The sequence below is a fragment of the Halorubrum coriense DSM 10284 genome, assembly GCF_000337035.1.
Taxonomy (GTDB): Archaea; Halobacteriota; Halobacteria; order Halobacteriales; family Haloferacaceae; genus Halorubrum; species Halorubrum coriense.
This window is the reverse complement of sequence record NZ_AOJL01000067.1, coordinates 1-11809: the sequence shown is the minus strand read 5'-3', so window position 1 is coordinate 11809 and position 11809 is coordinate 1. Positions and strand designations below refer to the sequence as shown.

Here is an 11809-nt window from a genome sequence, read left to right as displayed (position 1 = left end):
CAGCAGAAGCTCCAGCGCATCCGCTCCGGTGTCCGCGCCGCTCAGGACGCGGGGAAATGGACTGGCCGCCCGCCTGCCGGGTTCGAGGTCGAGGACGGCTACCTCCGCGTCAACCCGGCGGAGTTCCTCCACATCCGCGAGGCCGTCGCCCGCGTCAACCGTGGTGAACCGTACGCCGACATCGCCGAATCGACCGGCGTCGCAGAGTCGACGCTCCGGAGTCTGGAGGCCGACCGCAAAGACCTCTACCTCGCCGGCGAGGCCGAGGACGATCGCGTCGACGACGCACTCACCGACGTCCGCCCGCTGGAGGATACGCGGGCCGAGGATCCCGACTTCGAAGAGCTGCGCAAACGCGTTGAGCGGCTAGAGGAGGCCACAGATGTAAACAACCGCTAGCGCTTCCACCCCCTCAATTTCTGACACACGGGCGAGTGTAAACCTGCTTGACAGCAGGCTCAACGGTTTATACTTCCATCATACTGAGATATCCACCTTTCTACCTTCCCACTTCACTTCTACTTCATTTACTGACTTCTCGTTGTCAACCACGTCGGCTAAGTCGCGGAGGTACTCTACGATGTCATCGTTATCTACGTCCCAACGCTGGTCCGAAATAGACTTGAGACTGGTCGCTAACTGTCGGGCTTCATCAGCCGTNATGACGGCAAGTTCGTTGTCGGTTATCTTCAGATTCAACGACGACACCTCACCATCGATGATCTCGCTCGATACAACGTCTTGAAGATCTGACTCATACATTACGTAGTCTGTCCTGTCGGTCCCATTTGAAACCATGTGTATCGTCATGAAGCGGCCGCACCGAGCGGATGCGAAAGAAGGGGAGATCGAGAAGTCACGGCGGGTGATCGAACGCCAGAAGGAACACGGCTACGACCATGGCCGGCCACGGTTCGGAATCACCTATGAATAGGAGATAGAGAGTTAGTTATTCAGACTTGTTGTCGTCATTATCTGTTAGGCCTGTTGGAATACCCAACTCGTCGTATCCTTCCCCACCATCTTTGTCGCTGATTCGAGAAATAGACTCACACGAGAACACGACAAAGGTTGAGCCGTGCGAGTCATAACACACACCCGGATATCGATAACTGGTCGAGACGCCTGACAGTAGTTCGACGAGTCGGCAGAGTACGCGGGCAGCGAGCGGCTCTACGCGGTACTGTTCAACACGGACTAGGATGCGATAAGTTGGATGTGAACGGTGACCTCGAGCCACAACCCGATGGTGAGCAGGCGGCTGCGTCGCAGAAGCAGTTCGTGGAGATTGGGACAGCGCCGGAGGGTGGTGATCGCGATAAGTGAGAAGTTCAAAGCGATGGAATGAGCCTACTGGTAGTGGACCCGTCATGGACTGAGACGAAGGAATTCTCGAATCCCTGCGAGTGTGACAACGATCGAGACGAGTTGAAGAATCTCCTAATAGAGTGACAAACTCACGTCCGGCAACGACGAGCCGATTTAATCTACACCACTTTCACTGTGCTTGGGAACCGCCTATAACGGCGGAGGTAATAAACGGAAATGTCAAATGCCCTCTGATATAGCGAGTCGAGCTACGAGTTTATTCCCTTACCCGTCGTACAGGGACTATCAGAGGAAATCACTAATTGAGGCTGCTGAAGCCCTTTACGAACAAGGGTATCAAAATGTTGTACTCAATCTGCCTACTGGCATTGGGAAGTCAGCGATCAATGTTACAGTCGCGGAACTCGCTGACAGTGCCTTCATTACGACACCGCAGAAGGCGCTTCGCAGACAACTAGAGGAGGATAATGATCTACGAGAGTACTATTCGACACTGAGGGCACGAGATGACTACACATGCGTCACTGGCTCTCAGCTAGTGGCTGATAGCGTTTCTTGTAAAGAGTGTGAGATAAACAAAAGTGACGATAGATCGTGTATAGACCAACAAAATTGCGAGTATTGGGAGAGCAAGCAAGATGCTATTGATGATAAAACGGCTGTCCTGACCTTCTCATACCTAATTCTCGATAGATTCCTTCCAGAGTATATTCCAAGGATGGTAAGTGGCGAAGAAGTTACCGAGCGAGTTTCGTTTTCAGACCGGGAGCTGCTCGTTGTAGATGAGTGTCACAAACTGGAAAGCCAAGTAGCATCGCTTCACGCTGGCATTACAGTTTCTCCGTATTCGTTGCCAGAGGGAGTCGTTGATGGGACGCCGTCGCGTGTGGATATTCCAGATGACGGAGTACTCACATTTGAGGATGTGGAAGACGAGCTTCAGAACGTCTACGACCGGGCACAAGATTTTATTGAGGATCAAGCGGGGGCTGTGGCTGTTGATAATCCAGATCTCCAAGATTGTATGTCATTCTGTGAAAAGTACGAGTGGTGCGTTGAGCAAACGGAGGGTGGTCGAGACTGGGTAGTTGAAAAAAGCGAGACGGCAGCAGGAGAAAGTCTAAAAATCGTCCCGGTAGATGTAGATGAATTCTTACAAGAGAATGTCTGGTCAAGAAGTGAAAAGAGGCTTTTAAGTACGGCAACAATGCCTTTCTCAAGTTCTCCTGAGAAGTGGCTTGATCGCCTTGGGCTCAATCCGAGTCTGACAAAGGTTATTCAGTACCCTATGCCGTTCCCTTCAGAGAACCGGCAGATCATTACAAAGACGGAGATTGGTAGGATGTCCTCCGGGGGGTTCGAAGAACACTTCGACGCCATTGTTGAGAAAATAAGGCTGATATCACGAAAACATAGTGGCGAGAAAGGGCTTGTCCACACAGTCAGCTACGACCGTGCTGAAAAGCTTCATGAGCATTTTGAACACAACGCGCGATGCCATAGTAGAACTGGTGATGATCTGAATCTCCAAATATCTCACTGGCAACAGAGTGACGATGATATTTTCTTTTCTCCATCAGCAATGGACGGCGTTGATCTCCCCGGAGAGAAGTGCCGGTGGCAAGCATTGGTGAAAGTGCCATACCCTAATCTTGCTGACCCCAGAACGCGTTTCCTAACGAGTGAACGAGGCCGTGATGACATCTATATGGAACGTACTTCTCAGCAGATTCAGCAATCTGTTGGTCGAGGCGTTCGGAAAGAGGGTGACAAGTGCCGATACTATGTTCTAGATGAGAGTTTTTCTGACGTGAAGCGAGAGGCAGACTTCCCAAGTTGGTTTGAGGAAGCAATTGTTTAGGTGGAAATTCTGTTTGAGAAGTAATATTCTGAACTAGATTTTTGATACAGGCTTGATTATATATTGGCATGAATCGATTTGAGTTGGTTACTGCTATTGGATTAGGAATAGTACTGGTAGTAGCATTTGTTATGTGGGGGATAAATTATCTCCCACCGCTGCTCTAGGGGTAGTGAGTACTCATAATTTTGTGATGAGGAATGATTCAATTCCTGAGGTGGGTGTATTCCTTCTATTTTAATCTGTATTCAGCACCGTATTGATACCTCTCAGTCGTATACCAAGCTACAGCAAAACCTGAACCCAAGATGTGAGCTTCGACAGCGGTCCCACTGGGAAGTTGACCGATTACCTCGACAGAATACAGTAAATAAAGAGTAGAAAGTGCCCAAATCGCGAAATAAATCGACGCCAGATTGTCAAAGTCAAACAACCCTTCAAGACTACCTAAGGCTATCATCGTAACTAAGCCAGTCGTAATTCCGCTGATCCCTACGCCAGCCCCCCGGAATAAAATGAAATATACTAGATTGACACCCATTCCCAGAAGAAAGACGGTAGCGAAAATAAACCGATCTCTGTCTACTCGATCTTCTATCACCCACCCGGTCGCAAAGAACACAACTACGTTTCCTCCAATATGCGTGTGGTTGGAATGAAGCAGCCATGTAAACAGAACCGCTCCAGCATCTAGCGTGTTCGTCACTAATTTCACGGCTTGAAATCCAGCGTCTTGAGAAGGACCACCGACTGCCAATATCTGAGCCGTGTACATACCCAAGAAAATGATTGTGAAGCCAATTGTCACCGTAGGTGGGTGTGTCTTTAATTTATCCAATAAGCTCATATTACGCTAGAAATACTCTTCACATATAATAATGGATTGTCATATTGGCCTAAGCAACTAGTAAGGTGATTTGGACTGAACTGTGGGTTCAAAAACCGGGCCCGCGTTAGGTTCGCGGTCGCCGGAAACAAATGAGATCTTCTCCCGCTCTCGGTCAGCGGCTGCGGGGCTCATTTCTCCCAAGTAGTGATTTCTGAATGTTTCCCAGTCTTCCCAACCACCCCAACTCATTACGACGGCAGGGAGAACACCACAATCCCACAGCAGGTGCCCGCCCCATGTCCGCCGGAGATCATGAACATCTAGACAGGTCCACCCCTCGTCACCGGTCGCGGCGTACCGGCGTTCGCCTGCTCGCTTCACCCACCGGTAGATCGAGTTCGGCTCGACGCCGACCACGGGCTCGTCGGGGTCGCGTTCGTACGCGAGAGTTCGAACAGAGCTGGCGAGTTACTCCGGGATCGGCGTCTCTCGGTACTTCCCACGCTTCGCGTAGTCGTTCCAGACGCGAACGAAGCCGTCGGGAGCGTGGGTGAAGTCGTTCGGGGTGACGCTGGCGATCTCTTCGCGCCGGAGGCCGACCTGCGCGCCGAGCCGGAAGGCGATCTCCTGCTCGGGGGATTCGGCCTCGTCGATCAGCGCTGCGACCTCGTCATTCTCGTCGCTCTGGCTGAGCCAGACCCGCTTCCCGTCTCGTTCGGGGTATCGTCGAGTCGCATAGTAGGCGTAACGAGCTAACGCTACTGAAAACCGTGTGAGATTGGTGTCTGAGGGGTCGGTTTGAGCGTGAGACTGGCGCTATCGGTAGCCGAATACCGGCTTCGCGTACAGGCACAGAACCAGATCGATGGCTCTGTGGAAATCCTCAGGAAGTGATAGTTTTCATCCCAATCGCTCAGTGTAGAGGTGGCATTGATCGCAACCGGGTCTGACTGTGTCACCTGTTGATGACTTCACCAGAACCGGAGATCTCTATCGAATTAGCAGTAATCTCGATATCGGTCCCCTCAGTGTCCTCCGTAGTATCGGACCAAACATACTTGACGTAATCAATTGTATCGCTGCCCTGTCGTGCATCAGCTTCGATCAGTACTTGGGCGTCATCAACGACCTCTTCATACTCTTTGCTTTCGCCTGACAAAAGGCCAAATCTGTCGCTAATTAGGACGTCTTCTGGTCCACCTGAAGTGCGTGTTACTTTGATACCAGCAGCAACCCGATCCGATGCCTCGTTTGAAATTGAGATGTCCGTCGTCCCACCGATAACGCCGACACACCCAGATAAACCGACTATGGTAGGTGAAAGCCCACTCAAAAATCGGCGTCGGTTGAGTTGCATTTTAATTGGAAAAATATTGGATCGTGGATTCAAATATGGTGGGATTTGTTCATACGTCTCTGCTCTGTTGAATCCGACGACGGCACGGGGATCACGATCTCTGGAGAAGCGATTATCTCGCTCTTCGTCGTCGAGGAGTTGGACCGATCCACTCTGTGATCTCAATCTTTCTGCTCTCTGCCAAGGATCCATCTCTGAATTCTCTCGATAGCGCTCCAGAGCCGAGGTCAGAGCAACCCGATCCCGACGTCTTCTGCGGATTCAACAGAGCAGACGTCTCTGAATGCTGCGATCAATGGCTATATTATATCAACAGAATCAGAGTGTGAGTACGTCAGGACCCGATACCGTGTTTGGAAGACCTATGGCGGACAATCTGCGCTACGTTTAACCAAGGCTCACATCCACCAAAACCTCAAGCTGGACAACTCGCACGATTCAGCGACCAGTTGTTTCTGGCGAGAACCTTTCTGAAGAAGAGGATTTCAACAGAGTCGAATAAACATCATACAAGAGCTCTATGACACCCTCACTCGGCAGCTATATCAGATGCCTTCCAGATACATAGAATATGACAAGGTCCCTTTGGTGGTACGGAATCGTCCTATTTCCCCTTGTCCTCCTGTTGGAATTCCTGTCCCGATTTGGATTGCGCACATTCACCACTGTATCTATGGCTCCGGGTGAGCCGAACATTGCGGTCGGGGTTGCTTCGTTCGTTCTGTCAGTCGCTGCGTTCTGGGGTGGGATTCTCGTAGCGTTACTCGTACTCGTCTGCTTGCTTGGAGATATACGAACACTCAGCAGAGAGGGGACCTGGTCGCCGAGCGTGGCTTGGGGAGTTGCCGGACTTGTCCACCTCGCTGGTGCTATCTTCTCGGTATTACTGCTCCTATCAGTCCCGGCGCTATCTTACTACCTGTACCGACGTCACAACCGTCTCGGAGCTTCCTGAACACGACGATAAGCGACCACATCCTCCACAACTGACCTGCGCACTCTATTCAGCAGCGCCTCGGTGAACTCTCGACTGTCTGCCAGTGGCGGTGTGACCGATACAGAGGGTGAGTTTATCATACCGAACCCAGACTTCCAGAACACATTTGTTCGTAGCTTCCGACCGAGATAGTAATGTCCGCGCTTCAGTCTGCCCTCCTCAATTGGAATCCCAGTCGGATCATAACTGCCGTCATAGCTGGCACTGCGGTCTTTCTTGCGTCCCAGGCTACTGATGGAGTCCTCTTGGAGTTTGGTGTGGCAGTTGTCTTAGCAATGGTACTCCATATTCCATGGTGGTTGTACAATCGTTATACCACCCAGTCTGTAGATGAGTGACAGTCTCACGCGCTCTATTCAGCAGCAACTTTGCTAACTACTGGAACTATATCATCAGCGGTGTAGTTGATTACCGGATTCTACTACCTCAGATCGAGGGCCACTACCGCGACCAACCATCTACCTCCTGTGAGCGTACTCGAAACGGATAGTCAGCTCTATCGTGTAACTGGCAAAGTAGTCTAATCCTCAGAAACCATATCTATTAAGTACATATCGATAAAATTACAAAACATGGTCAAACAACATATTTTCACTCAGATGATTCCCGAACAAGACGAGCCAGCACTGTATATCAATCCCCGATCTGAACAAATCGCAGCCTTCGCAGAGGAAGCAGTAACGATTGAGGAACAACCCAAGGTCCGACTGCTCGCAGACACAGGTGAAGTCAAAGACGCCCTCTACAGTTTCCTCACAGCATCGAAAATCGCCGAACTGATCCGCCGAGATCAACTTAGCATCCGAACACTCAGAGAGCCAGTCCAGAATACCATCTTTACAACCGAATCTGAGACTGTAGTTCCTGTGATGGGCAAGCACAGTGTATCAAGTTCGGATCCCGAACTGGTCTCATCGGTCTACGGTGAGTTCAACTCCAGATTCGAAGCCGCCGAGCAGTATCACCTCCGGACACCTGCCCTCTCAGTGGTGAAAGAGACGCTCCGGGAGAAGATTGGCGACGACGTCGCAGACGAACTCAACGAAGTCCTCGCACACGCTGAAGAGATTTCCAACAGCAACGAATACCTCAGTATCGTCGAGATCATGCTCATCCTCGCAGCCCGCAACGAGGTCCTCCTCTACGACATCTCGAAATGGGGAGAGGATACGGGTATCGCTTCGAAAGCGACCTTCTCACGGGCCAAATCAGCACTCGAAGATACTGGCCTCATCGAGACTGAAAAAGTTCCACTAGACATCGGTCGCCCCCGGCTTCGACTTATCGCAACCGATGAGCTCGCGACAGCAGACCTGAAAACACTCTCCACCGAGATCCGGTCTCCGCTGTAGCATCTACCCCACAGTAGCCACCGACCATGGAGACGGGGATACGGTACTTCTCCGACTCAAGCGTGAGATGAAGCAGTCAAAATCACTGTCTAGAGGGTGTAAAACGTATTCTATAATACGCAGTCACCAGATCAGTAGTATTTCAAAACTCGGATGAGTAAATTGCGACATGTACGATCTCACTGGCTTTCAGCGCGATCTGCTGTACGTAGTTGCCGGACTTGATGATCCCCACGGACTCGCGATCAAAGACGAGCTCGAGGACTATTACGAAAAAGAGATTCATCATGGTCGGCTCTATCCTAACCTCGACACGCTCGTTGAGAAGGGACTCATCGAAAAAAGTCAGCGGGACCGGCGGACCAACGAGTACAGCACTACTCGCCGGGGCATCAGAGAGATCGAAGCTCGGACTGAATGGGAAGCCGGGTATANCCAACGAGTACAGCACTACTCGCCGGGGCATCAGAGAGATCGAAGCTCGGACTGAATGGGAAGCCGGGTATATTGACCACGACGGGTGAGCGAACCGCTGCGTTCGAGGACCGTTTGAGTCTAGTATTTTACGTCCCTCAGAAGCTAAACCACACTTTGAACTCGGCCAAACACCCGACAGAGGAGTAACAACTGTTTGCCAATGAGAAGAAAATTTGATTATGATCGAGATCTAATTATGAACTATGAGTAAGACAGAACAGTCAAATAATTCTGAAAAAGAGATTGTCGCCGTCACTAAGCACGGCCAAGCGACCATCCCAAAACGCTTCCGCGAGAAGCTCGGGATCGAAGCGCCTGGGAAGGTATTGTTCCGGGAAACCGAAGATGGAGAGGTGATCGTCGAACAGGTCCGCTCACCAAGCGAGATGCGCGGCTTTGCCGCCCGTAGCGAAACGAGTACCGACAAGCCTGCGTCCGAGATCCTCAAAGAGAAACGCGACCAAGACCGGAAAGAACGCGACTCGCAGTTCTCAACTGAAGAGTAATGTCGGTTCCTGACCGCGTTGTCTTCGACGCCGAGCCACTGATAGCACACGCCGACGATGAACCAGGCAGCGAGGTTGTAGAAGAGTATCTCGACGCGGTCGCAGTCGAGGACACCGTCGGCTACGCCAGCTGCGTGAATCTCGCTGAGATCCGGTACACAATCGCCCGGAAGTACAACCGTGANCATGTCGACGCGACGCTCTTAGTTGGCGGTGACGACGATTATGACGACGTCTCCGATATCCCGATCGAACGGTTCCGTGACGGTTCCGCGTAGGTATCCGTTCGAAGATCTGACTTGTCTATGACCCACACCCCCACGCCCACCCATGACCCAGACACTCCACGTACAGATCAAGTCTGCCGACCGTAGCGACCTCGAAGATCGCCTCGAAGCGATCGACGCCGGCGAGGACGTCGAACCGAGCGAGCCGACGCTCTCGATTGAAGACCTCGAAACGTTCGGTCGCGTCTTCTGCTCGACGAACCTCGAGCTCCTAGAGGCGATCGTCGAACACGAGCCAGGGAGTATCCGTGAGCTCGCTCGACTCGTTGACCGGAATCCGCCAGAGGTTCTGGAGAACCTGAACGAGCTGGCCGACTACGGCCTCGTCGAACTCGAAGAGGATGGCCGGGCGAAAAGGCCGGTCGTGTGGTACGACGAGATTGACGCTGACATCCCGCTCAGGTCTGGGTTGGGACAGGAGCGCAAGGCGAACGCTTGATCCAAAGAGGACACACGGTGAGCGATGACATCGGCGACCTCGTGCTCTAGGGCGAGGAGTTTGATTTGCTCCCGGCAAATGAGCGTATGGTCGATCGGACTGGCGGTGAGCTGTCCGGCGAACCCCGGGCACGGGAACGACTCAAGATGGTCCTCGACGACCTTGGCACCGGGTACGATGTCGTCCTCGTCGACAACATGCCGAGCATCAACGTCCCCCCGACAACGCTCTGATGGCGAGCGACGGCGTCCTCATCCCAGCGTACGCCGAGGCGCTCTCGGTCCAGGGGCTCGACCGTCTCCAAAAGCAGATCGACAGTGTCCGCGACTACTTCGGCGCTGTCCACATCCTCAAGATCGTCGCCAACCGTGTCGAGCACAACAAGCAGGCCGACGCGATGCTTGAGCAGCTTCATGCTGAGTTCGAGGACGGTTTCAGACGTACCCTCGTGGGGTAGAATCTCCTCGTCCAACTCGGCGTACTGGCTCGTAAACCTAGAGTCGACTGTGATCCCCAGCTAAATTCATATTTATAGGCTGTTCGCTGGGGGATAAATCACCTCCCGGCCGTTCCCTCACGGGCACCACTGAAGACGAAGATCTCGGCCTCTCCTGACGCTTTAGTCTCCCTCACAACGGCGTGAACGGCAGCGACGCAAGCGAGTCTGCGTCGTAGTCGAGAGCCTCCGCCTGCGAGACGCCCTCCGGCGTGATCATGTCGATCACGCGGGGCGCGTTGCCGGCCGCGCCCTCTCGCGCGCCGCCGAAGACGAAAGAACTGTTCTCGGCGGCAACCGGTCGCAGGGTTCCCTCGGCTTCCGAGCCGACGATCGGCACCGCTTCCCAGTTCGCGATGTCGCCACCCACCACGGACTTCGGTATCGAGACCACCGCCGTGTTCGACNCTTCCGAGCCGACGATCGGCACCGCTTCCCAGTTCGCGATGTCGCCACCCACCACGGACTTCGGTATCGAGACCACCGCCGTGTTCGACTCGAAGCTGACGACCACCTCTGGCGTCCCGAGGCTCTCCCCGTTGGCGTCGGTGATCCCCTTCCCGAAGCCGCTGGCGTCGATCCGGTACTGCCACGGCTGATCGAACTCCGCGGTGAGGTTTAGGTCCTCCAGCGCGTCCGTCCGCCCGCCGGTTGCGTCGGGATCGCGCAAGTAGACGAGGAAGTAGTGCGGGGAAAAGTCGCCACCGAACGTGTCGTACAGGTTCTCCACCTCGAACGCGAACCGGTACTCCTCCTCGGTCTCCAGCACGCGGAACGATCGCAGGTCGAACGCACCGTCCTGGAACGCACCGTTCGTCGGGTATGTGTATGAACCAGGGCCGTAATCATCACCCTCCGGGTCATCGAACTCAGCAACGGTGACACTCGGGGAATCAGCGGGTTGGATACGCATCGCAGTACCACCGCTGGCACCCATCGAAACACCAACTGAGTCGGTTGCTGAGGCACGGTACTTGTTAATATCGACTTCTGTCGGATTACTATCCACGCCGGTCCTAGGGGCGTCAGCATACTCCGTTATTGACCACCCATTATCTTGCGCGGTGAGGAATTCATCTAATGGTACGGTCAAGTCTCGGGCGGTTCCATTAGTCATCGCCCCGAGGAACCATTCCTCACCGCTGCGTCTGGCGACAACGATATATTCTCCAATAGCGGCGTCCACGACAGTTGTCTCGTCCCAGTTCGTAGGAACCTGTTTAATGAAGTCAAACTCCGGTTCCGTGTCGTAATTTTCGTTTTCAGTGTGCCTGTCCTCGAAGTCTGTGTATGTCGCAGGGAATGGTGGATCGTTGTTCTGCTCGGTGACACCGATGGTATTGATGTTCAGGCCACCGACATCATTCGAGCTGAGTTCTATTGCCACTGTATTGTCACCGGCCTCGAGGTCGATCGAAACGGTATGGATATCCCAATCATCCCAGTAGTCCGTGAACGCCGGTGTGAGCTTTCGCTCGGATCCGTTGACCAACAGTGTGAGTTCTGCGTTACCGTTATTGGTGACTTCGTTTCGGTTCTCTTCTTCGTCACTCGCATACCGAAGGTGAAGATCGTAGGTCCCTGCTTCAGCGACATTCTTAATCGTGAATGTCGCCGTTGATCCCGGGTCTTCTCGATTGGGGTCTATGGGGACGTAATGAGCTCCGTAGGCGTTCCGCCACTGATCAGCGGTGATCAGCCCGTCCAGTTCCCCAGCTTGTGCCTGAATAAACTCGCCAATCTCGAACGTGTTATCGATGTACGCTTCGATGCGGTCGGCAGCCATCTGTAGACCAGCTAAATACACCGGATACATCGCTAATTGTTTTGCTCGAGTTGTCTGGATCTGTCTATTATCCTCGTCAAAACCATCACCATC

At 53.1% G+C, this 11809-nt stretch carries 12 protein-coding genes and 1 pseudogene; 10 read left to right on the top strand and 3 right to left on the bottom strand.

Translation table 11 applies throughout. The features are described 5' to 3' along the window. Together C464_RS16865 and C464_RS18075 are read left to right on the top strand one after the other, a co-directional pair. A pseudogene (locus C464_RS16865) lies at nt 1–399 on the top strand (recombinase family protein); the annotation flags it as partial. 1153 nt (nt 400–1552) lie between these two features. Continuing rightward, the gene (locus tag C464_RS18075; RefSeq protein ID WP_080510510.1) at nt 1553–3190 is read left to right on the top strand and encodes a helicase C-terminal domain-containing protein; all 1638 of its coding nucleotides are present in this window, start codon (nt 1553–1555) and stop codon (nt 3188–3190) included. A gap of 232 nt (nt 3191–3422) precedes the next feature. Here C464_RS18075 and C464_RS18070 read toward each other — a convergent pair whose 3' ends face one another. Further along, nucleotides 3423–4037: a rhomboid family intramembrane serine protease gene (locus C464_RS18070; protein WP_080510509.1), complete on the bottom strand. Its 615-nt coding sequence runs from the start codon at nt 4035–4037 to the stop codon at nt 3423–3425. A gap of 528 nt (nt 4038–4565) precedes the next feature. On the opposite strand from C464_RS18070, the gene C464_RS19030 reads away from it, so the two are divergent. Further along, on the top strand, nt 4566–4775 hold the full coding sequence (locus C464_RS19030; RefSeq protein ID WP_006115006.1) for a hypothetical protein: 210 nt from the start codon (nt 4566–4568) through the stop codon (nt 4773–4775). Nucleotides 4776–4974: 199 nt separating this feature from the next. On the opposite strand, the gene C464_RS18790 is transcribed toward C464_RS19030, so the two are convergent. Then, complete coding sequence (locus C464_RS18790; protein ID WP_152421004.1) at nt 4975–5376, bottom strand: hypothetical protein; 402 nt, start codon at nt 5374–5376, stop codon at nt 4975–4977. Nucleotides 5377–6945: 1569 nt separating this feature from the next. Between C464_RS18790 and C464_RS16845 the strand changes: the two genes are divergently transcribed. The 7 genes from C464_RS16845 to C464_RS19780 all read left to right on the top strand — a co-directional run bounded on the left by C464_RS16845 (nt 6946) and on the right by C464_RS19780 (nt 9891). Further along, the gene (locus tag C464_RS16845) at nt 6946–7725 is read left to right on the top strand and encodes a transcriptional regulator TbsP domain-containing protein (protein WP_006115004.1); all 780 of its coding nucleotides are present in this window, start codon (nt 6946–6948) and stop codon (nt 7723–7725) included. A gap of 169 nt (nt 7726–7894) precedes the next feature. After that, nucleotides 7895–8215, top strand: a complete 321-nt coding sequence (locus tag C464_RS18050) for a PadR family transcriptional regulator (protein WP_006115002.1) — start codon at nt 7895–7897, stop codon at nt 8213–8215. A gap of 190 nt (nt 8216–8405) precedes the next feature. Next, on the top strand, nt 8406–8708 hold the full coding sequence (locus C464_RS16835; RefSeq protein WP_006115001.1) for an AbrB/MazE/SpoVT family DNA-binding domain-containing protein: 303 nt from the start codon (nt 8406–8408) through the stop codon (nt 8706–8708). Continuing rightward, nucleotides 8708–8986 (top strand): PIN domain-containing protein, encoded by a 279-nt coding sequence (locus C464_RS16830; RefSeq protein WP_006115000.1) that lies wholly within the window; start codon nt 8708–8710, stop codon nt 8984–8986. The genes C464_RS16835 and C464_RS16830 overlap by 1 nt, the downstream gene beginning before the upstream one ends. 52 nt (nt 8987–9038) lie before the next feature. Continuing rightward, the gene (locus C464_RS16825) at nt 9039–9434 is read left to right on the top strand and encodes an HVO_A0114 family putative DNA-binding protein (protein ID WP_006114999.1); all 396 of its coding nucleotides are present in this window, start codon (nt 9039–9041) and stop codon (nt 9432–9434) included. An 86-nt stretch (nt 9435–9520) separates the two neighbouring features. Beyond that, the gene (locus C464_RS19785) at nt 9521–9667 is read left to right on the top strand and encodes a ParA family protein (protein ID WP_239640269.1); all 147 of its coding nucleotides are present in this window, start codon (nt 9521–9523) and stop codon (nt 9665–9667) included. Continuing rightward, entirely contained in the window at nt 9667–9891 is a 225-nt protein-coding gene (locus C464_RS19780; protein WP_006114998.1) for a ParA family protein, read from the top strand. The genes C464_RS19785 and C464_RS19780 overlap by 1 nt, the downstream gene beginning before the upstream one ends. 172 nt (nt 9892–10063) lie before the next feature. Here C464_RS19780 and C464_RS18045 read toward each other — a convergent pair. Then, nucleotides 10064–11809 (bottom strand): glucodextranase DOMON-like domain-containing protein (locus C464_RS18045; protein WP_193366027.1); only part of this gene is annotated, 1746 nt, incomplete at its 5' end.